At 62.6% G+C, this 22,556-nt stretch carries 20 protein-coding genes; 13 read left to right on the forward strand and 7 right to left on the reverse strand.

The features are described 5' to 3' along the window. Positions 1 to 114 precede the first annotated feature (114 nt). Positions 115 to 1,077, forward strand: coding sequence for an SDR family NAD(P)-dependent oxidoreductase (locus tag FEV51_RS12155; RefSeq protein WP_138619316.1), 963 nt, complete (start codon positions 115 to 117; stop codon positions 1,075 to 1,077). 7 nt (positions 1,078 to 1,084) lie between these two features. On the opposite strand, the gene FEV51_RS12160 is transcribed toward FEV51_RS12155, so the two are convergent. After that, the gene (locus FEV51_RS12160) at positions 1,085 to 2,095 is read right to left on the reverse strand and encodes a zinc transporter ZntB (RefSeq protein ID WP_138619318.1); all 1,011 of its coding nucleotides are present in this window, start codon (positions 2,093 to 2,095) and stop codon (positions 1,085 to 1,087) included. 246 nt (positions 2,096 to 2,341) lie between these two features. Between FEV51_RS12160 and ispG the strand changes: the two genes are divergently transcribed. From ispG to FEV51_RS12180, 4 genes are read left to right on the forward strand one after another with little or no spacing between them, the layout of a single operon-like run. Continuing rightward, complete coding sequence (gene ispG / locus FEV51_RS12165; RefSeq protein ID WP_138619320.1) at positions 2,342 to 3,469, forward strand: flavodoxin-dependent (E)-4-hydroxy-3-methylbut-2-enyl-diphosphate synthase; 1,128 nt, start codon at positions 2,342 to 2,344, stop codon at positions 3,467 to 3,469. 37 nt (positions 3,470 to 3,506) lie between these two features. Then, complete coding sequence (locus tag FEV51_RS12170) at positions 3,507 to 4,958, forward strand: NAD(P)-binding protein (protein WP_138619322.1); 1,452 nt, start codon at positions 3,507 to 3,509, stop codon at positions 4,956 to 4,958. A 2-nt stretch (positions 4,959 to 4,960) separates the two neighbouring features. Beyond that, positions 4,961 to 5,482 (forward strand): thioredoxin family protein, encoded by a 522-nt coding sequence (locus FEV51_RS12175; RefSeq protein WP_138619324.1) that lies wholly within the window; start codon positions 4,961 to 4,963, stop codon positions 5,480 to 5,482. 42 nt (positions 5,483 to 5,524) lie between these two features. Beyond that, positions 5,525 to 6,232: a murein L,D-transpeptidase catalytic domain-containing protein gene (locus FEV51_RS12180; protein WP_138619326.1), complete on the forward strand. Its 708-nt coding sequence runs from the start codon at positions 5,525 to 5,527 to the stop codon at positions 6,230 to 6,232. Between the two features lie 51 nt (positions 6,233 to 6,283). On the opposite strand, the gene FEV51_RS12185 is transcribed toward FEV51_RS12180, so the two are convergent. Beyond that, on the reverse strand, positions 6,284 to 7,711 hold the full coding sequence (locus tag FEV51_RS12185; RefSeq protein ID WP_138619404.1) for a L,D-transpeptidase family protein: 1,428 nt from the start codon (positions 7,709 to 7,711) through the stop codon (positions 6,284 to 6,286). A gap of 170 nt (positions 7,712 to 7,881) precedes the next feature. Here FEV51_RS12185 and FEV51_RS12190 point away from each other — a divergent pair, with 170 nt between their 5' ends. Continuing rightward, positions 7,882 to 8,769, forward strand: coding sequence for a DMT family transporter (locus FEV51_RS12190; RefSeq protein WP_246034560.1), 888 nt, complete (start codon positions 7,882 to 7,884; stop codon positions 8,767 to 8,769). A gap of 19 nt (positions 8,770 to 8,788) precedes the next feature. Here the strand turns inward: FEV51_RS12190 and FEV51_RS13195 are convergent, their stop codons facing one another. Continuing rightward, positions 8,789 to 8,947, reverse strand: a complete 159-nt coding sequence (locus FEV51_RS13195) for a hypothetical protein (protein WP_171033131.1) — start codon at positions 8,945 to 8,947, stop codon at positions 8,789 to 8,791. Positions 8,948 to 9,157: 210 nt separating this feature from the next. Here FEV51_RS13195 and acnA point away from each other — a divergent pair, with 210 nt between their 5' ends. Both acnA and FEV51_RS12205 read left to right on the forward strand, forming a co-directional pair. Then, the gene (gene acnA / locus FEV51_RS12195; RefSeq protein WP_138619328.1) at positions 9,158 to 11,830 is read left to right on the forward strand and encodes an aconitate hydratase AcnA; all 2,673 of its coding nucleotides are present in this window, start codon (positions 9,158 to 9,160) and stop codon (positions 11,828 to 11,830) included. Positions 11,831 to 11,957: 127 nt separating this feature from the next. Then, positions 11,958 to 12,686 (forward strand): hypothetical protein, encoded by a 729-nt coding sequence (locus FEV51_RS12205; protein WP_222927462.1) that lies wholly within the window; start codon positions 11,958 to 11,960, stop codon positions 12,684 to 12,686. 591 nt (positions 12,687 to 13,277) lie between these two features. On the opposite strand, the gene ruvB is transcribed toward FEV51_RS12205, so the two are convergent. Further along, entirely contained in the window at positions 13,278 to 14,324 is a 1,047-nt protein-coding gene (ruvB, locus tag FEV51_RS12210; protein ID WP_138619334.1) for a Holliday junction branch migration DNA helicase RuvB, read from the reverse strand. A 62-nt stretch (positions 14,325 to 14,386) separates the two neighbouring features. Here ruvB and FEV51_RS12215 point away from each other — a divergent pair, with 62 nt between their 5' ends. Then, positions 14,387 to 14,722 carry a GIY-YIG nuclease family protein gene (locus tag FEV51_RS12215; RefSeq protein ID WP_138619336.1) on the forward strand — a complete coding sequence of 112 codons (336 nt, stop codon included), beginning with the start codon at positions 14,387 to 14,389 and terminating at the stop codon, positions 14,720 to 14,722. 41 nt (positions 14,723 to 14,763) lie between these two features. Here FEV51_RS12215 and FEV51_RS12220 read toward each other — a convergent pair whose 3' ends face one another. Together FEV51_RS12220 and ruvA are read right to left on the reverse strand one after the other, a co-directional pair. Beyond that, the gene (locus FEV51_RS12220) at positions 14,764 to 15,309 is read right to left on the reverse strand and encodes a DsrE family protein (RefSeq protein ID WP_138619338.1); all 546 of its coding nucleotides are present in this window, start codon (positions 15,307 to 15,309) and stop codon (positions 14,764 to 14,766) included. Between the two features lie 5 nt (positions 15,310 to 15,314). Further along, positions 15,315 to 15,917 (reverse strand): Holliday junction branch migration protein RuvA, encoded by a 603-nt coding sequence (gene ruvA, locus FEV51_RS12225; protein WP_138619340.1) that lies wholly within the window; start codon positions 15,915 to 15,917, stop codon positions 15,315 to 15,317. Between the two features lie 278 nt (positions 15,918 to 16,195). Here ruvA and aroC point away from each other — a divergent pair, with 278 nt between their 5' ends. Next, positions 16,196 to 17,278 carry a chorismate synthase gene (gene aroC, locus FEV51_RS12230; RefSeq protein WP_138619342.1) on the forward strand — a complete coding sequence of 361 codons (1,083 nt, stop codon included), beginning with the start codon at positions 16,196 to 16,198 and terminating at the stop codon, positions 17,276 to 17,278. 31 nt (positions 17,279 to 17,309) lie between these two features. On the opposite strand, the gene FEV51_RS12235 is transcribed toward aroC, so the two are convergent. Continuing rightward, positions 17,310 to 17,684 carry a hypothetical protein gene (locus FEV51_RS12235; protein WP_138619344.1) on the reverse strand — a complete coding sequence of 125 codons (375 nt, stop codon included), beginning with the start codon at positions 17,682 to 17,684 and terminating at the stop codon, positions 17,310 to 17,312. Positions 17,685 to 17,937: 253 nt separating this feature from the next. On the opposite strand from FEV51_RS12235, the gene ahpC reads away from it, so the two are divergent. The 3 genes from ahpC (at position 17,938) to katG (ending at position 22,544) form a co-directional block, all read left to right on the forward strand. Then, entirely contained in the window at positions 17,938 to 18,504 is a 567-nt protein-coding gene (gene ahpC, locus FEV51_RS12240; RefSeq protein WP_138619346.1) for an alkyl hydroperoxide reductase subunit C, read from the forward strand. Between the two features lie 134 nt (positions 18,505 to 18,638). Beyond that, positions 18,639 to 20,228, forward strand: a complete 1,590-nt coding sequence (gene ahpF / locus FEV51_RS12245; protein WP_138619348.1) for an alkyl hydroperoxide reductase subunit F — start codon at positions 18,639 to 18,641, stop codon at positions 20,226 to 20,228. Positions 20,229 to 20,354: 126 nt separating this feature from the next. Next, complete coding sequence (katG, locus tag FEV51_RS12250; RefSeq protein WP_138619350.1) at positions 20,355 to 22,544, forward strand: catalase/peroxidase HPI; 2,190 nt, start codon at positions 20,355 to 20,357, stop codon at positions 22,542 to 22,544. The last annotated feature ends 12 nt before the right edge of the window (positions 22,545 to 22,556 follow it).

The following is a 22,556-nucleotide window of genomic DNA, read 5'->3' on the forward strand; positions in this document are numbered from 1 at the left end:
GCGCGGGATTTCGGTCCCGCGCCCCCATTCTTATGGGCAGGCTACCGCGCAGATTATTATACTGGGCTTTTCCCCAGCAACCGCTAGATTTTCGCCAAGAGAGAGGATGTGATCATGGCGCAATTCGGATTTGAGAGCACGGCTGACCAGGTTTTGGCAGATCAGGACCTGACCGGTCGCACCGCCTTCATCACGGGCGGCTATTCCGGGCTGGGCAAGGAAACCGCGCGGGCGATGGCAGCCAAGGGCGCGCATGTCATCCTGTCGGGCCGCGATGCGACCAAGCTGGGCGCTGCCGCCGATGAGATTGCCGTGGCCACCGGGGCCAAGGTCGATACGCTGGTCTGCGACCTTGCTTCGCTGGCCAGCATCCGCTCAGCCGCGAAAGACGCGCTGGCGCGGTTCGACAAGATCGATCTGCTGATTAACAATGCCGGGGTGATGGCCTGCCCGCTCAGCCGCACCGCCGACGGGTTTGAAATGCAGTTCGGCACCAATCATCTGGGCCATTTCCTGCTCACCAATCTGCTGATGCCGCTGGTCGAAAAGGGCGCGGATCCGCGGATCGTCAATCTCTCCAGCCGGGGCCACCATATCGACCAGATGCATTTCAACGATCCCAATTATCAGGACCGCGATTACGAAAAATGGCAGGCTTACGGCCAGTCCAAAACCGCCAATGTCCTGTTCGCCGTGGGGCTGGAGCAGCGGCTGGGCGGACGCGGCATCCATTCCTATTCGCTGCATCCCGGCGGGATCATGACCAATCTTTCGCGGCACATGTCCGAAGATGACATGGCCGCACTGATGACGCGCATCCGCAAAAGCGCCGAGGAAAGCGGGCAGGAGCCGCAGCCTTTCAAGACCATCCCGCAAGGCGCCGCGACCACCTGCTGGGCGGCCACCGCTGCGGAGCTGGACAATGCCGGCGGGCTGTATTGCGAAGATTGCCATGTCGCCGATCAGGACGACACATCGCCGCAATCGGGCGTGCGCAGCTATGCCATCGACAAAGGCAATGCCGACAGGCTGTGGGCACTGTCCGAAAAACTGGTCGGCGAAAGCTTCGCTTACTAAGCGCGCGTCACAGCCAGCGCAGCCGCCGGAACACCACCAGTATTGCGGTCAACAGCAATCCGCACAGCGCCACCACGCCCCAGAACGCGTTGGGGTCATTGGTGCCCGGCATTCCGCCGACATTGATGCCCAGCAATCCGGTCAGGAAGCCCAGCGGCAGGAAGATGCCCGCCACGATAGTCAGCATGTAAGTGGCGTGTTCGCTGCTCGCCAGACTGCGCGCGCGCAATTCGTCCTGCAGGACCAGCGCGCTTTCCTTGCTGATGTCGATGTCATCCAGATAGCGGCTGAGCCGGGCGATGCTTTCGGCGATTTCGCGGCGGTCGTGATCCTCGAACCAGTCCGGCGCATCGCGGCTGATCTGCTCCAGCGCCTCATGCTGCGGCGACATATGGCGTTTCAACGCCAGACAATTGCGGCGGATCGTGGAAATTCGCGGGAGCATGGCCTCGGCTTCGGATTCCTGATCCAGATCCTCAAGCTGGTCGAGCACATCGTTCATGTCGACTATCGACTGGTTCATCCGCGCAATCATCAATTCGGCCAGCAGCGTAATTGTCGCGCCCGCATCACTGGGACCAAACCCGCCATCGATCCGCGCCAGCACCTCACGCGGGGTCTGCAAGGCCAATCGCCGCAGCGTGATCAGGCGCGGGCCGTCGCACCACAATTGCAGCGAAACCATGTCCTCTGGCTGCGCCCCCGGGTTGAAATTGATGCCGCGCAAGGTTGCGACCAAAGTGTCGCGTTCGCGGAAAGCGCGCGGGCGCGTCTGATCGCTGGTCAGCAATTCTGCGGTGGGTTCGGGAATGGCAAATTCGCTTTGCAGCCACCCTTCGACTTCGGGGCGGGTGCGGCAAACATGCAGCCATATCACCTCGCCGGGCGCCGATGGCCGCCACCCCTGCGCTTCGTCCCAGGATATCTCACTGCCGCCGCCCTTGCCATCCAGCACCCGCCCGAACAGCAGCGGAGTGGAGATTTCGGAATCGTCGGTCAGCAGGGTCTGTGCATCCATAGGCGCAGTTATGCCGGATCGCACGCTGCTTGCCTATGGTGCACGCACCGGTTCGCGAAAGATTGCGCGTACCGACCGCCCTTTCCTACTGTAGCTGCGCGCGCTATCCTCCCCGCCATGGGCCCCAATTCGCAATCTGCCGCCGCAACACCATATTGGCACAATATCCCGCATTGGGCAGAGGCGGTTTTTTATTCTCTGGACTGTGTAACATGCGGTCCATGTTTCAGGAAAGTGGCCGGTTAAATGAACTCAATCCGTCCGTGGCGCACGATAGAGCGCCGCAAGAGCCGCCAGATCATGGTCGGCAATGTTCCCGTGGGGGGCGATGCGCCGATTACGGTGCAGACCATGACCAACACGCCGACAGAAGATGTGCGCGCGACCATCGACCAGATCCGCCGCTGCGAAGATGCCGGTGCCGATATCATCCGCGTGTCCTGCCCGACTGCGGAATCGACTGCCAACTTTGACCAGATCACCCGCGCCGCGAGCATTCCGATCGTGGCCGATATCCATTTCCATTACAAACGCGCGCTTGAAGCTGCCGACAAGGGTGCGGCGTGTCTGCGGATCAATCCGGGCAATATCGGCTCCTCGCAACGGGTCGCCGAAGTGGTCCGCGCGGCAAAGGCCAATGGCTGCGCTATCCGCATCGGCGTCAACGCCGGATCGCTGGAGCGTGACTTGCTGGAAAAATACGGCGAGCCCTGCCCTGAGGCGTTGATCGAAAGCGCGCTGGACCATATCAAGCTGTTGCAGGACCATGATTTCCACGAATTCAAGGTGGCGGTGAAGGCCAGCGACGTGTTCCTCGCGGTTGCCGCCTATCACGGGCTGGCAGAGACAGTGGATTGCCCGCTGCATCTGGGCATTACCGAAGCGGGCGGGCTGATCGGCGGAACGGTTAAAAGCTCGATCGGCATGGGCAGCCTGCTGTGGGCGGGCATCGGTGACACCATCCGCGTGTCACTGTCCGCCGAGCCTGAGCAGGAGGTCCGCGTGGGCTTCGAAATGCTCAAGGCATTGGGCCTCAGGACGCGCGGTGTGCGGGTGGTTTCGTGCCCCTCATGCTCGCGGCAGGGCTTCGACGTAATCCGCACGGTGGAGGCGCTGGAGAAGCGGCTTGAGCACATCAAGACGCCGCTGTCGCTGTCTGTGCTGGGCTGCGTGGTCAACGGCCCCGGTGAGGCGCGCGAAACCGATATCGGCCTGACCGGCGGCGGCAATGGCAAGCACATGGTTTATCTGTCTGGGGTCAAGGATCACCATATCGAAAGTGACGCCATGCTGGACCACATCGTCAGCCTGGTCGAGAAAAAGGCCGCCGAACTGGATGCCGAAGCTGCCGCACTGAGCGAAGCCGCCGCGTAACCCCTCTTACTGCCGAAACCTTGCTGGAGACCTGCGCGTGGCCGATTTCGAGACAGATTATCTGATCATCGGCGCGGGTGCGGTGGGGATGGCCTTTGCCGATACGCTGCTGGCCGAGGACCCCGATTGCCACATCACTATGGTGGACAAGCACGCCAAACCCGGCGGGCACTGGAATGACGCCTATTCCTTCGTCGCGCTGCACCAGCCATCTGCCTTTTACGGCGTCAATTCGCGTGAGCTTGGCGAAGACCGGATCGACGATCATGGTCCCAACTCCGGGCTGTATCCGCTGGCCAGCGGCACCGAAGTCTCCGCCTATTTCGAGCAGGTGATGAACCGGCATTTCCTGCCCAGCGGGCGGGTGCGCTATTTTCCGTTGTCCGAATACAAGGGCGGCGCGGAGGACGGCGGTCACACCTTTGCCTCGGTGTTCTCAGGCGACGAGACACAGGTAAAAGTGCGCCGCAAGCTGGTCGATGCGACCAATTACAAAACCTCGGTCCCGGCCACGCACAAGCGCAAGTTCTCGGTCGCTGACAATGTTCGCATCACCATTCCGGGCAAGCTGCCCGATTTGTGGATGGAGGGCGGCGACATCCCCACCACCTTCGTGATCCTGGGCGCCGGCAAGACCGCGATGGATACCGGCGTGTGGCTGCTCGAAGCGGGCGTCCACCCCGACAAAATCATCTGGGTCCGCCCGCGCGATTCGTGGCTGATCAACCGCCGCTATACCCAGCCGGGTTCCGATTTCTTCGAGGATGTAGTCACCAGCCAGATCGCGCAATTGGACGCTGCCAGGGATGCCGAAGATGGCCACGCGATGTTTGCGGCGCTGGAGGTCGACGGCCACATGCTGCGCATCGACCCGGAAACCAAGCCGGAGATGTTCCACTACGCGACCATTTCCGAAGGCGAGATTGCCTTACTGCGGCAGATCACCAACGTCGTGCGCCAGGGCCGCGTGCAGTCGATCGAGCCGGGCAAGATGCTGTTTGCGGGTGGTGAGACTGCGGTGCCGGGCGGCGCACTGTATATCGATTGCACCGCCACTGCGGTCGACTTCCACGCCTATAATGCGCTGAAGCCGCAGTTTGACGGGGACACCATCATTTTGCAGGCGCTGCACGTTCCGCTGGTCACTTTCAGCGCCGCATTGACCGCGTTTCTGGAGGTCAATTTCGATGATGACGCGACTAGAAATGCGCTGGGTATTCCGGGGCCGCTGACCGACACGCCCAACACCTATCCGGTGGCATTGCTGACCAATCTGATGAACCGCATGGCGTGGGCGCAGAATGACAAGATCAGGGGCTGGCTGGCCACGGCGCGGCTCGATCCCTCGGGGCCGACTGTGGCACGGCTGGTGCAGGAGAAAAGCCCCAAGCTGGCGATCATGGGCAAGTTCCAGAAAGCCGCGATGGAGGCGTTTCCCAGCCTGCAACGGCTCGCCGCTGCCGGGAAGATAGAGCACGACGCGGCATGATCATGCGTCATCTTACCCTGCCCGCGGCGCTTGTTGTTGCCACCTCATTACTAGGCGGATGTGCAGCAGCTGATCAGCGCGTGGCGCAAACCGCCGCCCCCGCGCATCCGGAGGCGCGCAGCTATGATGCCGCGAGCGATGCCAGCGCCGATGTAGATGCCGCTTTGGCGCGCGCGGCGCAGAGCGGCCGCAATGTGCTGATCGTGATGGGGGGCAATTGGTGCCATGACAGCCGCGCGCTTGCGGGCTGGCTGGAAACCCCGCGCTTTGCTGCTTTGGTGGAGCAGAATTTCGATCTGGTGTTCGTCAATATCGGGATGCCCCAAACCGGCGATGGCCACAATCTTGAGATCGCGCGCCGCTATGGCCTTGAAGAATTGCCCGGCACGCCGAACCTGCTGGTGGTCGCACCTGATGGCACGCTGCTGAATCCCGACACCGCCACCAGCTGGCGCAATGCCGCCAGCCGCAGCGAGGACGCGATTTTCACCGAATTGCAAAGCTTTGCGCAGGTCGCGCAATAGTCGTTCACCTGCGCGATAGCCCTGTGCTACTATAGTGAAATTATGAACCGCCGCGATCTGATCAAGGGCACACTTGCTGCCGGAGCGTTCACCGCGCTGCCCACCCGCCTGTTTGCGCAGGTCAATCCGACTTCAGTGCGCGACACCAAGCTGCTCACCATTGCGCGCGAGCAATTGGCGCGCGTGGGATCGCGCGTCTGGCGGCAGGATATCGTGGCCATTGCCGATTTCGGCGTGCATTCGGCGCAGCGGCGCTTTTACTTCGTTGATGTCGTCAACAACCGGGTGGAAAATTACCACGTCAGCCACGGCACCGGCTCCGATCCCGAACATGACGGCTGGCTCAACCGCTATTCCAATATCGAAGGGTCCGAAGCCAGCAGCCGCGGCGCCTATATGACGCGCAGCTGGTACAGCGGCCGCTATGGCACCTCGATCCGGCTGGACGGGCTCGACCCGACCAATTCCGCCGCACTGCCGCGCGCGATTGTCATGCACAAGGCGAATTACGCCACGCCCGAACATGTCGAACGCTGGGGCCGACTGGGCCGCTCAAACGGCTGTTTTGCAATGGGGCCGGAGCAATTCGACCGTGCGCTGATCGATCTGTCGGGCGGACGGCTGCTATATTGCGACAGCCTTGGGCTGGCCGATGACGGCAGCACGATATCCCCGCCGATGCCGCAAACCGAATTGCTGCGAAACGAATATGGCGGCACATTCGAACGGACCAATCCGGGCGTTTACTAATCCGGTCTGGCAGCCCCGAAGCACAAGCTCCGGGGCGATACCAAAATCAAATCAAGTCTGCATATCGTCGATGATCTCGACGGCTTCCTCGCTGGTTTCGCGGGCGCGGTCACGCTGGCGCGGGGCGTCCAGTGCGGCCAGCACCGGGGCATCGCGGCCATAGATGTCGGCAAAGCTGCGTAGCTCGCCATTCACATCCTGCGCCATGGTGAAATAGGTGATGTATACCGGCCACTGCTTGAGCATGGGATAACGCGTGTACGTGCGGCCCGCCGTAATCTCCGCCACTTCGGCCTGGATTGCAGGAATATCCTCACGGCTGCTGGCATTGCCCAGCATCGCCATCGTCATTGCCAGCTCGCGCGCGCCCTGCACGCGGATACAGCCATGTGACAGCGCGCGATTGTCCTGCGCAAACAGATGCCGCGAGGGTGTGTCGTGCAGGAAGATTGCGTGTTCATTGGGCATATCAAGCTTCATCAGGCCCAGCGAATTGCTTGGCCCCGGCTGCTGAACCACGCTGACCCATCCATTGGCGCCCTTGGTCGCCTTATAACCGGCCCGGCGCGCCCAGGCGGGATTGCTGAGAACCTTATTGCCCAGACCCTCGCCCTTCACGATTGATTGCGGCACAGTCCAGGTCGGGTTAAAAATCACCGCTTCGACAATTTCGGACAGCTGCGGGGTCGCAGTGCGGCCCGGCTTGCCCACCACCACGCGGTAGTTCTTGATGATCTTGTCATTCACCGTCAGCCGCAGCTGGTATTCGGGCACATTGGTGAGCAAATATTTCTTGCCCAGATCATGCGCCAGCCACCGCCAACGGTCCATATTGGCACGGATCAGCTTGCTCTTCGCGCCGTCCTTGGTGCTCGCCAGCTCCTGTTTCAGCAGGGCGTAGTCGGGATGCACAGGATTGAGCGCGGTCAGCGTCCCTGCAATGTCATCACTTTCCAGCGCGCTTTCGAGCAGGCGGTGCGTTGGCATCCGGTCGGGATCGGGATCGACCACAAACCATTGCTTGCGTGCTTCCATCGGTGTGCGGCCATCGCGCAGATCCTCCACCAGCCACACAAACACGCGGCTGGCCAGATCGTTCAGCGCATCACCTGCGCCCGCATCAATGGCGGCGCGCAATTCGCCGGGGGTGTAATCCGCAGGATTAAGCCCTTCGGCAGATACTGTCGGAATAAACGCCAGCAGCGCTTCGGCCTGAGCAGGCGACCATTCGCCCATCAGACTGGGAATTTCCTGCACAACTTCGCCCGATTGCACGGCGATATCACCAAACGCCTCGTCGACGCTGGGCTGCTGCGTTGCAGGTTTCGGCGCAGGGGTGGCGGTGTAATCGGGGAGCGGTTCGGAAACCGTCTCTGCCTCGGGCGGCAGCAAGTCCTCAGGCGCGTCCTGCGCCAGCGCGGCACTCGCCAAAAGCGCCGTACCCAGCGCGGTTGTCAGAGATAAATAAGACCTGGTCATCATGCCCACCCGTTATGCCGCCTTCCGAAACGGAAGGCTTGCGGCAGTTCTATACGTCAATGCACAGCGATCATCCAATATCCCGGCTTTCGTCAGCCTGAATTGCGCCCCGCTAAAATCACCGGCAATTGTGGATGACGCACCGCCGCCGTGATCCTATGCCGGGAAATGTGAGCGCCGCGACTGCCCCCATCCGTCCGATCTTTGCCGCGCTGGCGGGGATAGCGCTGTTTTCGGGCATGGATGCGGCGATGAAGATCGCAGCGTTGGGGATCGGGGCTTACAGCGCCTTCCTGCTCCGCTGTATTCTGGGCACCGCGCTGATCGGGCCGGTATGGTGGCGGCGCGGCGGGCGCTGGCCGCAACCGTCGGTAATGCGCATCCATATCCTGCGCGGCGTGGTGGTGGCGTTCATGGGGTGGAGTTTTTTCTTCGCGCTGATCCGCCTGCCTCTGGCCGAGGCTATCGCCATTTCCTTCATCGCCCCGCTGATCGCGCTGGGACTGGCCGCAATCCTGCTGGGCGAGCGGATCGAACCGCGCGCGATTGTCGCGGCGCTGCTGGGGCTGGCGGGCGTGGTGGTGATCATCGGCGGCAAGATCGGGCGCGAAACGATGAGCGACGAGGCGCAATGGGGCGTCGCAGCAATTCTGGTGTCGGCCTGTCTCTACGCGTATAATCTGGTGCTGCAACGCCGCCTGGCGCTGGTGGCAAGCCCCGAGGAAATCAGCACGATCCAGCACGGCATTATCGCGCTGGTATTGCTCCCCGCCGCACCCTTCCTGCTGCAATGGCCAGAACCGTCTCTGTGGCTGCCCATTGGCGCGGCTGCAGTGCTGGCGGTGGGGGCGCTGCTGTGCCTGTCATGGGCCTATGCGCGCGCAGAGGCACAGGTGCTGGTGCCAATCGAATACAGCGGATTCCTGTGGGCGGCGCTGCTGGGCTGGCTGTTCTTTGACGAGGCGCTGACGCCGTCACTGCTGGTCGGCGCGCTGATGATCGTATGCGGATGCTGGATCGCAACACGCAAAAAGCGGCCAGAAATGACCGCGCTCTGAAGTGGAGGGATTTGCGGGTTTAGCGCGCCGCTGCGGTTTTGACCGGAGCCGCCTGCACAGGTTCTTCGACCAGCGTCAGCGCGGCTGTGAAGCAGCCGATAACCGCCAGCGAGGCGGCGATCACGGCCATCCGCACTTTCTGATGCTTGCCGGTGTTGTTTTCCAAAAGCGAGTTCATGGTTGCGTCCCTGAGATCGGCCGCGCCATGCGCGCGCCTTGTTTTCGCCCTATCAACGCTGCGCACGACTCGTCGGTTCCCGCAGCACCCCAAAAGCGGCTGTGGCCCTTGATTTTTGGGCGCATTCGGCGCAGGTGCGCGGCAAATAATACCTGTCCCCGCGCGCCCGCGCCGGGGTCGGTTTCACGCTAGATAAGGAATGGCACACGCATGACCCAGGTCGGCAAGGACACGCTCTCAACCCGCTCAACGCTCACGGTCGGAGGTAAGGATTACGCATACTATTCCTTCGCCAAGGCGGCTGCGAAAATCGGCGACGTGTCGAAACTGCCATTCAGCCTCAAGGTCCTGCTGGAAAACATGCTGCGGTTCGAAGATGGCGGCTTTACCGTGGGTGAAGAACACATCCGCGCCGTGGCCGACTGGCAGAAGAACCCCGCCACCGGACAGGAAATCCAGTACCGCCCCGCGCGCGTGTTGTTGCAGGATTTCACCGGGGTGCCCTGCGTGGTCGACCTTGCCGCGATGCGCGATGCGATTGCGGGTCTGGGCGGCGATACCGGCAAAATCAATCCGCAGGTCCCGGTCAATCTGGTGATCGACCATTCGGTGATGGTCGATGAATTCGGCCATCCCAAGGCGTTCGAACACAATGTCGAGTTTGAATATGCCCGCAATGCGGAACGCTATGACTTCCTGAAATGGGGCTCCAAAAGCTTCCAGAATTTCTCCGCCGTGCCTCCCGGCACCGGCATCTGCCATCAGGTCAATCTGGAGCATATCGCCCGCGGCGTGTGGGCCAGCGAAGATGCCGATGGCGCCATGGTCGCCTATCCCGACACCTGTGTCGGTACAGACAGCCACACCACCATGATCAACGGTCTGGGCGTGCTGGGCTGGGGCGTCGGCGGGATTGAGGCCGAGGCCGCGATGCTGGGCCAGCCGGTATCGATGCTGATCCCGCAGGTCGTTGGCTTCAAGCTGACCGGCGCGATGTCCGAAGGCATCACCGCCACCGATCTGGTGCTGACCTGCGTGGAAATGCTGCGCGAAGTCGGCGTGGTGGGCAGCTTTGTTGAATTTTACGGCCCCGGCGTGTCAACGCTCAGCCTGGCCGACCGGGCGACCATCGCCAATATGGCCCCCGAATATGGCGCGACCTGCGGCATCTTCGGCATCGACGAAAAAACCATCGACTATATGCGCCTCACCGGGCGTGACGAGCACGCCATCGCGCTGGTCGAAGCCTATGCGAAAGAACAGGACATGTGGTTCGAACCGGACGCAGAGCCGGTCTTCACCAAGACACTGGAACTGGATGTCGGCACGGTTGTCGCCAGCCTCGCCGGGCCCAAGCGCCCGCAGGACCGCGTTGCGCTGCCCGAAGTGGACGAGCTGTTCCATGCGGACCTCAAGACCATGTACAAGAAGGATGCGCCGCTCCGCGTGGCCGTGGATGGCAAGGATCACGATATCGGTGATGGCGATGTGGTCATCGCCGCGATTACCAGCTGCACCAACACATCGAACCCCGATGTGATGGTGGCCGCCGGTCTGGTCGCGCAGAAGGCCAATGCGCTGGGCTTGAGGCCCAAGCCGTGGGTCAAGACCAGCCTTGCCCCCGGATCACAGGTGGTCACTGACTATCTGAACAAGGCCGGATTGCAGACCCACCTCAACGATCTGGGTTTCGATCTGGTCGGTTATGGCTGCACCACCTGCATCGGCAATTCCGGCCCGTTGGCCGAACCGATCAGCAAGGCGATCAATGGCAATGACATCGTCGCCGCCAGCGTGCTGTCAGGCAATCGCAATTTCGAAGGCCGCGTCAGCCCCGATGTGCGCGCCAACTTCCTCGCCAGCCCGCCGCTGGTCGTCGCTTATGCACTGAAGGGCACAGTGACCGAAAACATCACCACCACCCCGATCGGGCAGGATCAGCAGGGCAATGATGTGATGCTGGCCGATATCTGGCCCAGCAATGAAGAAATCACCCGGGTGCGGTCGGGCGCAATCGACCGCCAGATGTTCGAAACCCGCTATGCCAATGTCTATGCCGGTGACGAGCATTGGCAGGCCATCACCGTCGAGGCTTCGGACACCTATCAGTGGCGTCCCGGATCGACCTATGTCGCCAACCCGCCCTATTTCGAAGGCATGGGCATGACGCCCGCGCCGATCACCGACATCAATGATGCCAAGCCGCTGGCGATTCTGGGCGATTCTGTCACCACCGATCACATCAGCCCCGCTGGTTCGATCAAGGAAGACAGCCCCGCTGGCAAATATCTGATGGAAAATCAGGTCGCGAAGGCGGACTTCAATTCCTATGGCAGCCGCCGCGGCAATCACGAGGTGATGATGCGCGGTACCTTTGCCAATATCCGCATCAAGAACGAAATGGTCCCCGGCGTCGAAGGCGGCTTCACCACCTACAATGGCGAGCAGATGGCGATTTACGACGCCGCCATGAAGCACAAGGAAAACGGCACTCCGCTGGTGGTTGTCGGCGGCAAGGAATATGGCACCGGATCGAGCCGCGACTGGGCCGCGAAGGGCACGATCCTGCTGGGTGTGCGCGCAGTCATCGTCGAAAGCTTCGAGCGGATCCACCGTTCCAATCTGGTCGGCATGGGCGTGTTGCCGCTGCAATTCCGCGGTAGCGACACCCGCGCCAGCCTGGGCCTGACCGCCACGGATAGCTTCTCGATACTGGGGCTGGCCACGCTGACCCCGGGTCAGGATGTCGAAGTGGCCGTGACGCGCGAAGATGGCTCGACATTCAGCTTCACCGCGCTGTGCCGGATCGATACTGCCAACGAGATGGAATATTACCGCAATGGCGGCATCCTCCAATACGTGCTGCGCAACCTCGCCGCCTGAGGGTGGTGGGGTCGCGCCCCGGCTGCGCGGGACAAGGTTACGCTAGACGCAACAAAGGGCGGCTCCCACTGCGGGGGCCGCCCTTTTAGCGCGGTGTGCCTGATTGGAGGATCAGGCTTTGCGCTTGATGCGGAACTTGCGCCGTCCAAGGATCGCTGCGGCGGCAAAGCCGAACAGCGCCATCATCGGCGGGGCGGGCACATCGGTGCCGCTGGTGGTGCTGACATCGCCCGAGGTCGAGCTGCTGGACGAGGAGGAGGAGCTGGAGGACGTCGAGGTGCTGCTCGAAGAGCTGGTGCTCGATGTGATATCGCCCGATGTCGAAGTGCTGGTCGATACGTCGCCCGAGGTTGATGTGCTGCTTGAGACGTCGCCCGAGGTCGAGGTGCTGCTTGAGACATCGCCCGAGGACGAGCTGGACACATCGCCCGAGCTTGAGCTGGTCGTCGTGCTCGAAACCGCACCGGTTGAAGTCGATACCGAACCGGTGGACGTGGATACCGATCCGGTTGAAGTGGACACTGCGCCAGTGGAGGTCGAAACCGCGCCGGTGCTGCTCGATGTCGAGCTTGAGGTCGATACCGCGCCCGTGCTGGTCGAGCTGGAAGTGGTCACTTCACCCGTGCTGGTGGTCGAGCTAATCCCGCCGGTCGATGTGCTGGTCGAGCTACCACCGGTCGAGGTTGAGGTCGAACTGCCTCCGGTCGAGGTCGAGGTGCTGACATCGATGTCGATATCGGGCAATTCGCCGCCAGTGGTGGTGGTCGAATTGACGACCACACGGCCGCCGCCACCGCTTGAACCGCTGAAGAAGCCGCCGAAGAAGCCGCCGCCGAAACCACCGCCGCCGCCATAACCGCCGCCGTATCCGCCACCGGGAATAGAGCGCACGCCGCCGCCGCCCGATACGGGCGCAGCTGCTGGAAGCGGGGGAACCGGCACGGGGGCCAGCGCGGCCTGATAGGCCTGCGGGCAGACATTGTTCGGCTGGTAAGCGGCCTGCGGCGATGTTGCCGGGACGCATTCAACCGGGCGGCGCGGAATGCTGCGCGCCTGGCGGACCGGACGGCGCGGGATTGCCCGCGGCACGGCCTTGACCTGCTTCACCTGTTTGATCTGCTTGGTCTTGTAGCTGGGCGAATCGGTGATCGGCTTTTCGGCGACATGCACCGCGCCGCCCGCCAGCAACGCGCCACCTGCCGCGGTGGCCGACAATTTCGCAAGAGCTGATTTAACCGACATCGTAAGAACTTTCCGCTGCTTCCCGCCTGACATAACGCCCGGCTGCGATCCGAATGAACAGAGCGAATCCCCTGTGCTTCGGGTGCTCGCATGTGTTTACCAATCGCACCTTGCGGCAAGAATGTAAATTTTTACCGGAAAAGCGAGGCTTGCGGCGATGCTGTCCCGCCTTGGGACCACATTGGCGGCAAACCCTAACGGCGCATCAACCCTCTTCGTCAAACAAGCCGGACTGCGGCGTTACGGGCGGCGGCGCCGACGGCGGCGTCAGGCCCAGATGCGCCCAGCCCCCTTCGTTCAGGCAGCGTCCCCGCGCGGTTCGGGCGATCAGGCCCAGCTGGATCAGATAGGGTTCGATCACCTCTTCAACCGTATCGCGCGGCTCTGACAGACCCGCTGCGAGCGTCTCAACGCCTACGGGGCCGCCCTTATAGGTGGTGGCGATCATGGTGAGATAGCGGCGGTCCATCGCGTCCAGCCCCAGCGTATCGACCTCCAGCCGGGTCAGCGATTCGTCCGCAACCTGCGCGGTTACCTTCCCATCGCCCGCGACATGGGCGAAATCGCGGACGCGGCGCATCAGCCGCCCGGCCACGCGCGGCGTGCCGCGGCTACGGCGAGCAATCTCGCGCGCGCCGCCTTCCTCGATCGCCATGCCCAGCAGCTGCGCCCCGCGGGTCACCACGCGCAGCAGCTCGTCCTCGGTGTAGAAATTGAGCCGCACGGGAATGCCGAAACGGTCGCGCAGCGGCGTGGTCAGCAGCCCCTGCCGCGTGGTCGCCCCCACCAGTGTGAACGGCGGCAGATCGATCCGCACCGAACGGGCCGATGGCCCCTCGCCAATGATCAGATCGAGCGCGCGGTCCTCCATCGCGGGATAGAGCACTTCCTCGACCACCGGATTGAGCCGGTGAATCTCGTCGATAAACAGCACATCATGCGGTTCCAGATTGGTCAGCAGGGCCGCCAGATCGCCCGCTTTGCCGATCACCGGGCCGCTGGTGGCGCGAAAGCCGACGCCCAGCTCCTTGGCGACGATCTGCGCCAGCGTGGTCTTGCCCAGGCCGGGCGGGCCAAAGAACAACACATGATCCATCGCCTCGCCGCGCGATTTCGCCGCCGCGATGAACACCGCAAGATTGTCCTTCGCCGCCGCCTGCCCGACAAATTCGCCCAGCGATTTCGGCCGCAGCGCCGCGTCGGGGTCTTCCGGCTGGCGGTCGGGTGTGTGGAGGGGGGCGGGCTCGGTCATTCTCCACCCCTGCCGTCATGCTGAACTTGTTTCAGCAACCATTGCCCGGCTACGGGCGGAGCATGCGGCAAGAGCGCCAACCCTGCGTCTATATTCTGGCGAGCGGACATTACGGCACGCTCTACATCTGCGTCACCAGCGACTTGCTGGCCCGCATGGTCCAGCACCGTGAAGGCATCACGGGCGGTTTCACCAGCCGCTACGCAGTCCATCGTCTCGTCCATTTCGAGATGTTCGGCGAAATGGAGCCTGCGATCCTGCGCGAAAAGCAGCTCAAGAACTGGCGACGGCAATGGAAAATCAATTTGATCAACGCCGAAAATCCCGAATGGCGTGATCTTGCTGTTGGTTTGGGACTTGACCCGATGCCTCCGCGCACTGCGCCCAATGGATCCTGAAACAAGTTCAGGATGACGGGTGGAAAAGGTGGTTGCCCCGCTCAAAACGGGTTCACCGTATAGCCGCGCTGCTGGAGCAGGGCGAAGGCGGTCATGGCGGAGAGTGCGGTTTCGGTGCCGGCGATCAGTTCGGCTTCGCTGACGCCCTGCGCGGCGGAGCTTTGGCCGCAGACGATGAAGCGCACCCCGTGGTCGAGCATCTGGCGGATCATGGCGGCGCTGGGATTGTCGCCTTCCTTGCCATGCGCCGCCCAGCCTTCCGGCCCGAGCAGGTCGAGCACGGCCTTGCCATGCACCACCACCTCGATGCGCAGGTTTTCCTCAGGCACGCCGTGGGCAACATGCATATTGATGAACCGCGCGGCGCTTTCGATGGCGCGGTTGCGCTTGCCGTCTTCCGCCCCCTCGGCAACGTCGAAGGCGACTGAGAATTCAGTATCGGCGGGCACTTCGCCAATCCCCTCCACCGGGGCGTGCGGGCCGAAATCGGTGAACACCGGCCCGGTCCTGAACACACTCATATCCTGCGCCGAGGCGGGGGGAGCAAGGATCAGTGCCGCCGAGGCCATTGCTGCATAAATTTTCATGTTTTTCACCCCGAAGCCCTTTTCAATGCCACCCGGATCAATTCGCCCTCGCCCGCACCTTCGCCCAGCTCGCCTTGTGCCAGTGCCACGGCGCGGGCGGCGACGGCGGGTTTGAAGCCGAGGTTCTCCAGCGCGCTGACCGCATCGGCGCTTGCCCCGCCAGCCGGGATCGCCGCCATTGCCGCGCCGCCCGGACCGGCTGGCAGTGCGCCTGCCTTGTCTTTCAGCTCGTTGACGATCCGCCCGGCCAGTTTCGGCCCCACCCCGTTGGCGCGCGCCACCATGGCGGCGTCACCCTGAGCGCAGGCCTGCTGCACCTCGCCAGTGGTCAGCGCCGACAGGATCGCCAGCGCCACCTTGCTGCCCACGCCCTGCACCTGTGTCAGCAGCCGGAACCAGTCCCGCTCCGCCGCGTCGGCAAAGCCGAGCAGCCGCATATCGTTTTCGCTCACCTGAAGGTCGGTATAGACCGTGCACCCCTCCCCCGGCTCGCCCAGCGATGCCAGCGTGCGCGAGGAGCAGTGGACCAGATAGCCCACGCCGCCCACGTCGATCACCGCCCAGTCCGCGCCGGTATCGTCGAGCAATCCCTTGAGCTTGGCAATCATGTGTCGCGTCCTGCAATCATGCTTTGTTCCTGAACCATCAGCGCCCCTTTGGCCAGACCCATCCTGCGGCGTTCCGCAGGCCGATGTAATGCCGAGACATGGACCGGGTGTTACACAGTCCTGGAGGATAAAAATTCGGCTGTTGCGGCGGCGGCGCAAATGGCTCGGGAAGGATGCTCGGCAAGGTCATCCGCACACTGTGTCAGCTCGCAGGAGTGTAGGAAATCTTTGCCCTGTGCCGCTCGACAAGTTGCGGCGCAGGCTTACAATCGCCGCGCATGAGCTGGAACACATTCGGACGCGTTTTGCGCTTCACCACATGGGGCGAAAGCCACGGACCCGCGCTGGGCGCGGTGGTCGACGGGTGCCCGCCGGGGCTGCTGCTGGACGAGGGGGCGATCCAGCCATTCCTCGACGCGCGCAAACCGGGGCAAAGCAAATTCACTACGCAGCGCAAGGAGGCGGATCTTGTCCGTATCCTGTCGGGCGTGTTCGAAGGTCCAGATGGACAACAGCAGACCACTGGCACGCCGATCAGCCTGATGATCGAGAACACCGATCAGCGGTCAAAGGATTATTCCGAGATCGCCAAAACCTATCGCCCCGGTCACGCCGATTATTCCTATGACGCGAAATACGGTTTTCGCGATTATCGCGGCGGTGGGCGGTCATCGGCGCGCGAGACGGCGGCGCGGGTGGCGGCGGGCGCGGTGGCGCGGCTGGTGCTGCCCGAAGTGCAGATCATCGCCTATGTCGCGGAGATCGGCGGCGATGCGGCGGACGCGGCAAATTTCGACGCGGCAGAGATTGCGGGCAACCCCTTTTGGTGCCCCGACGCGGCAGCGGCCAAGCGGTGGGCGGCGCTGGTGGATGATGCGCGCAAGGCCGGTTCCTCGCTCGGCGCAGTGGTGGAATGCGTGGCCACCGGCGTTCCGGCAGGCTGGGGCGCGCCGGTCTATGCCAAGCTGGACGCCGATCTGGCGGCGGCCATGATGGGCATCAATGCGGTCAAAGGCGTGGAGATCGGCGACGGCTTTGGCGCGGCGCGGCTGACCGGCGAGCAGAACGCCGACCCGATGCGGCCCGGCGAGGATGTGCCAGAGTTTGCCGCCAATCATGCAGGCGGGATTGCTGGCGGCATCTCAACCGGCCAGCCGGTGGTGGTGCGCGTGGCGTTCAAGCCGACAAGTTCGATCCTGACCCCGGTCGAAACCGTAGACCGCGACGGCAACGCCGCCGAAGTGCGCACCAAAGGCCGCCACGACCCCTGCGTCGGCATTCGCGGCACACCCGTGGTGGAGGCGATGATGGCGCTGGTGCTGGCGGATCATAAGCTGCTGCACCGGGCACAGTGTGGGTAGCTGGGGGCAGCTAACGATCCAGTGGCGGACGCTAGCTAAGAATGTATGCAGCAACGCCTAAAAGGGCGATCAGTGCAAAGCCGATAACCCATAGCCAAGACAATGCGTCGTGAATGCGGCGCCAAGAATGCCCCTCCAAAATCAAAAGGCTTTCCGGCTTTAGCGCCTTGGGATCGACACCAGTTTCCTGACATAGGGCGATGGCGAAACGATCCCAAAGGCCGATTTCAGCCAACTCGCTGTCAGATAGCGTCTTTTTGAGTGACGCGAACAAGTCGCCAGCGGTTATCCAATTGCGTACGTAATCGTAGTCAAATTTAATGTTGAATGCGTTTTCGACATCATAGATTGCCGAAATTTCATCCCCATCTCCAGCTAGCCCCACGGAAATTGCCACTTCGTCCATGGGGCCAATCTAGCGGAATTATCGGAAACACCAAAGGTCCGTTGCCCACCCCAATTTCTGCCGCTCTCTTGCTGACAAGCTTTGCGGCGTCCGGCGCGAAGCGTAGCAATATCTCCGCGCACTCCCACTTTCCAAAAGTTCCCCGCCACTGATTGATAATTTCGATGTTCGCAATCGCACAAAATCGCTTTTGTGCGGCGCAACATACCCTATCTGACGCCCATCAGTTTCATCCCAACAACGGAGCAAACCCATGGGTATCATCGGCAGTCAGATCAAACCGTTCAACGCCACCGCCTTCCAGGCCGGCAAGGACTTTTTCCTCGTCACCGACGAGGATGTGCGCGGCAAGTGGGCGGTGTTCTTTTTCTACCCCGCAGACTTCACCTTCGTCTGCCCGACCGAGCTGGAAGATCTGGGCGAGCATTACGACATGCTCCAGAAGCTGGACGTGGAAGTGTACGGCGTTTCGACCGACACCCATTTCAGCCACAAGGCATGGCACGACACCAGCGACAAGATCGGCAAGCTCAAGTTCGCCTTCCTGGGTGATCAGAACCACACGCTCGCCACCAATTTCGACGTGCTGCGTGACGGGGCCGGCCTGGCCGACCGCGCGACTTTCGTGGTCGATCCCGATGGTGTGATCCAACTGGTCGAACAGACCTGCGAAGGTGTGGGCCGCAATGCCAATGAACTGGTGCGCAAGATCCGCGCCGCCCAATATGTCCGCGCCAATCCCGGTCAGGTCTGCCCGGCGGCATGGGAAGAAGGCGAAGCCACGCTGGCCCCATCGCTCGACCTCGTAGGCAAAATCTAAACTGTGATCCGGGGCGTTACGGCGTCCCGGTAATAGAGCCCGGGCACTGCCCCGGGTCGCTGGAAGGCCCGGGGCATCCCCCCCCCCGCTCCGGGCCTTTTGACTCTTCCCCACTCCCGAAACCGGAGCCCGCCATGCTCGACGCAGCGATGACCGCCCAGCTGAAAACCTATCTGGAAAATCTGCGCGAGCCGATCGAGCTTGTCGCCGCACTGGATGATAGCGCGAAGTCGGGCCATACCCGCGAGCTGCTGGTGGAAATCGCCGCGCTGCATGACATGGTCAGCACGCGCTTTGACGGGGAGGATAGCCGCCGCCCCAGCTTCATCATCCGCCGCGCCAGCGATGCGGAAAAATGGGTGCGGTTTGCAGGCTTGCCGATGGGGCATGAGTTTACCTCGCTGGTGCTGGCGCTGCTATGGGCCGGTGGCCACCCGCCCAAGGTCGACGCCGATCTGATGGAGCAGGTTAGCGGGCTTGAGGGGGATTTCGAGTTCGAGATGTATTTTTCGCTGAGCTGCCACAATTGCCCCGATGTGGTGCAGGCGCTGGTGCTGATGGCGCTGGAGAATCCGCGCATCTCTGCCACGCTGATCGAAGGCGGCACTTTTCCCGGCGAGGTCGAAACGCGCGGTATTATGGCTGTGCCCGCGACCTTCCTGAACGGCGAGAGCTTCTACAACGGCAAGATGGAGCTGGCCGAGATTCTCGCGCGCCTGGACAAAGGAGCCGATGCCAAGGCAGCCAAAAAGCTCGCCGCGAAGGATGCGTTCGAAGTGCTGGTGATCGGCGGCGGCCCGGCGGGCGCAGCGGCCGCGATCTATACCGCGCGGAAGGGCTTCACCACCGGCATCGCAGCCGAACGCTTTGGCGGGCAGCTGCATGACACGCTGGGGATCGAGAACCTGCCCGGCACCGCCTATACCGAAGGCCCCAAGCTGGCCGGCGAGCTGGCGGGACATGTCGGGCAATATGACATTGATGTGATGAATCTGGCCAAGGCGGTCAGGCTGGTCCCCGCCGCGCAGGATGGCGGTTTGCACACGGTCGAGCTGGGCAATGGTGCTTCGCTCAAGGCGCGCAGTCTGATTTTGGCCACCGGGGCGCGCTGGCGCAATCTGGGTGTGCCGGGCGAAGCGGAATATCGCAACAAGGGCGTGGCCTATTGCCCGCATTGCGATGGGCCGCTGTTCAAGGGCAAACGCATCGCCGTGATCGGCGGCGGCAATTCGGGGGTGGAGGCAGCCATCGATCTCGCCAAGATTGTCGGCCATGTCACGCTGATCGAATATGACGACCATCTGCGTGCCGACGCGGTGTTGCAGGCCAAGCTGCAAAGCATGGGCAATGTCGAGATTATCACCTCGGGCCAGACCACGCAGATCAGCGGCGATGGCGACCGGGTTGACGGATTGGTGGTCAAGGACCGCGCCAGCGGCGAAGAACGGCGCATCGCGCTGGAGGGCGTGTTTATCCAGATCGGGCTGGTGCCCAACACCGAATGGCTGGCCGATAGCGGGCTGGAACTGTCGCCCCATGGCGAGATTGTCACCGACAGCGAAGGCCGCACCAATCTGCCCGGCATTCTGGGCGCTGGCGACGTGACGACTGTGCCGTACAAACAGATTGTGGTGGCGATGGGTGATGGCTCGAAGGCGGGGCTGTCCGCCTTCGATTATCTGATCCGCAACGAGGCGACTGGCGACATCGCGCAGGCCGCCTGACGCCGCGGCGCATAATCGGCACGCTCTATCAATTCATCCCAATCAATCGATTGGACGAATTACTGGAGAGCGCGCATTATCCTCTCGTAAACGGGACAAACCCCGATCTTTGAGAGGAGAATTTCGATGGATGTAGCAACCGGAAGCGTACCCGGGGGCGGTTGCCCCTTTACTGGCGATGGCGGCACGCGCAGCCTGCTGGGCCGCACCAGCCGCGATTGGTGGCCCGATGCCTTGCAGCTCGAAATTCTGCAGACCGGCGGGCGCAGTCCCGATCCAATGGGCGACGATTTCGATTATGCCGAGGCGTTCAATGCGCTGGATTACAATGCGCTGAAGGCCGATCTGACCGCACTGATGACCGACAGCAAGCCGTGGTGGCCCGCCGATTACGGCCATTACGGCCCGTTCTTTATCCGCATGGCATGGCACGCGGCGGGCACCTATCGCACGGCTGATGGACGCGGCGGCGCCAATAGCGGGCAGCAACGCTTTGCCCCGCTCAACAGCTGGCCCGACAATGCCAATCTGGACAAGGCCCGGCGGCTGCTGTGGCCGATCAAGCAGAAATACGGCAAGCACATCAGCTGGGCTGATCTGTTTGTGCTGACCGGCAATGTCGCGATTGAAAGCATGGGCGGACCTGTGTTCGGCTTTGGCGGCGGGCGCGCCGATGTGTTCGAGCCGGAAACCGATATCTATTGGGGCACAGAAGAGAACTGGGTGGAGGGTGAGGAAACCCGTATCCAGCCCGACAAGGAGATGGCGCTGGAAAACCCGCTCGCGGCGATCCAGATGGGCCTGATCTACGTCAATCCCGAAGGGCCGGGCGGCAATCCCGACCCGCTGCAATCGGCCCGCGATATGCGCATGACATTCGACCGGATGGCGATGAATGACGAGGAGACCGTGGCGCTGACGGCAGGCGGCCACACCTTTGGCAAATGCCACGGTGCAGGCGATGCCAGCCTGATCGGTGCCGATCCCGAAGGCGCGGATATCGCGTTTCAGGGGCTGGGCTGGACCAGCGGTTTTGAAAGCGGCAGCGGCGAACATGCAATCACTTCGGGACTGGAGGGATCGTGGACCAACACCCCCAAATCGTGGAGCGAGAACTATTTCCGCCTGCTGCTGGACTATGATTACGAGCTGGTGACCAGCCCGGCAGGGGCCAGGCAGTGGCAACCGGTAAACCAGAAGGAAGAGGACATGGCGCCTGCCGCGCATGATCCTTCCAAAAAAGTCCCGACCATGATGACCACGCCGGACATGGCGCTGAAGATGGACCCGGAATACGCCAAGATTTCAGAGCGTTTCCGCAATGACCACGAGGCTTTCAAGGACGCCTTTGCGCGCGCCTGGTTCAAGCTGACGCACCGCGACATGGGGCCCAAGGCGCGTTACCTTGGCCCTGACGTTCCGGCGGAAGATCTGATCTGGCAGGACCCCGTCCCGGCAGGCAGCGCCCCGTCGGACAGCGCTATCGCCAGCTTCAAATCAGCGATTCTCGACGCTGGCTTCCCGGTGGGTGAGCTGGTCAAGACGGCCTGGGCCTCGGCCATGACCTTCCGCAAATCGGACCACCGCGGCGGTGCCAATGGCGCGCGTATCCGGCTGGCCCCGCAGAAGGACTGGGCGGTCAACGAACCCGCCGCTTTGCAGCGTGTCCTCGCCAAGATCGATGATCTGCGCGGCGGAATGTCGATGGCCGATGCCATTGTGCTGGCGGGTACGGCGGCGGTTGAGAAAGCAGCCAAGGATGCCGGTTTCAGTGTGCCCGTCCCCTTCACCGGCGGACGCGGGGATGCGGGCGACGAGCACACCGATGCCGACAGCTTCGCACCGCTGGAGCCGGAAGCCGACGCTTTCCGCAATTACCTCAAGACCAAGATGAGCGTGAAGACCGAGGAAATCATGCTCGACCGGGCCAGCCTGCTGGGTCTGTCCGCACCGGAAATGACGGTTCTGCTGGGCGGCCTGCGCGTGCTGGGTGCGAACTATCAGGATGCGGCCCACGGCGTGCTCACCAATCGCAAGGGGCAGCTGACCAACGACTTTTTCGTCAATCTGCTCGACATGGACACCGCCTGGGAGGTTGTGGACACCAGCGGCGATGAGGAATTCGTCGGCTCCGACCGCGCCAGCGGCGAGGAAAAATGGCGGGCCACGCGCACCGATCTGATTTTCGGATCGAACAGCCAGCTGCGCGCCGTTGCCGAGGTCTATGCCGAGAAAGGGCACGAGGAGAAATTCGTGCGCGATTTCGTCAAAGCCTGGACCAAGGTGATGGACGCAGACCGCTACGACATGGGCTGAGCACTGGCCGAA

Origin of the sequence: Qipengyuania marisflavi, from assembly GCF_005884405.1 — a bacterium.
GTDB classification, from domain to species: Bacteria; Pseudomonadota; Alphaproteobacteria; order Sphingomonadales; family Sphingomonadaceae; genus Qipengyuania; species Qipengyuania marisflavi.

Coding starts and splice junctions, on each gene's coding strand:
- FEV51_RS12155 (WP_138619316.1), top strand. CDS start 115: ATGGCGCAATTCGGATTTGAGAGCACGGCTGACCAGGTTTTGGCAGAT.
- FEV51_RS12205 (WP_222927462.1), top strand. CDS start 11,958: ATGCGGAACTTGCGCCGTCCAAGGATCGCTGCGGCGGCAAAGCCGAAC.
- ahpF (WP_138619348.1), top strand. CDS start 18,639: ATGCTCGACGCAGCGATGACCGCCCAGCTGAAAACCTATCTGGAAAAT.
- FEV51_RS12175 (WP_138619324.1), top strand. CDS start 4,961: ATGCGTCATCTTACCCTGCCCGCGGCGCTTGTTGTTGCCACCTCATTA.
- katG (WP_138619350.1), top strand. CDS start 20,355: ATGGATGTAGCAACCGGAAGCGTACCCGGGGGCGGTTGCCCCTTTACT.
- FEV51_RS12235 (WP_138619344.1), bottom strand. CDS start 17,684: ATGGACGAAGTGGCAATTTCCGTGGGGCTAGCTGGAGATGGGGATGAA.
- aroC (WP_138619342.1), top strand. CDS start 16,196: ATGAGCTGGAACACATTCGGACGCGTTTTGCGCTTCACCACATGGGGC.
- FEV51_RS12220 (WP_138619338.1), bottom strand. CDS start 15,309: ATGAAAATTTATGCAGCAATGGCCTCGGCGGCACTGATCCTTGCTCCC.
- FEV51_RS12185 (WP_138619404.1), bottom strand. CDS start 7,711: ATGACCAGGTCTTATTTATCTCTGACAACCGCGCTGGGTACGGCGCTT.
- ispG (WP_138619320.1), top strand. CDS start 2,342: ATGAACTCAATCCGTCCGTGGCGCACGATAGAGCGCCGCAAGAGCCGC.
- FEV51_RS12215 (WP_138619336.1), top strand. CDS start 14,387: ATGCGGCAAGAGCGCCAACCCTGCGTCTATATTCTGGCGAGCGGACAT.
- FEV51_RS12180 (WP_138619326.1), top strand. CDS start 5,525: ATGAACCGCCGCGATCTGATCAAGGGCACACTTGCTGCCGGAGCGTTC.
- ruvB (WP_138619334.1), bottom strand. CDS start 14,324: ATGACCGAGCCCGCCCCCCTCCACACACCCGACCGCCAGCCGGAAGAC.
- ruvA (WP_138619340.1), bottom strand. CDS start 15,917: ATGATTGCCAAGCTCAAGGGATTGCTCGACGATACCGGCGCGGACTGG.
- ahpC (WP_138619346.1), top strand. CDS start 17,938: ATGGGTATCATCGGCAGTCAGATCAAACCGTTCAACGCCACCGCCTTC.
- acnA (WP_138619328.1), top strand. CDS start 9,158: ATGACCCAGGTCGGCAAGGACACGCTCTCAACCCGCTCAACGCTCACG.
- FEV51_RS12160 (WP_138619318.1), bottom strand. CDS start 2,095: ATGGATGCACAGACCCTGCTGACCGACGATTCCGAAATCTCCACTCCG.
- FEV51_RS13195 (WP_171033131.1), bottom strand. CDS start 8,947: ATGAACTCGCTTTTGGAAAACAACACCGGCAAGCATCAGAAAGTGCGG.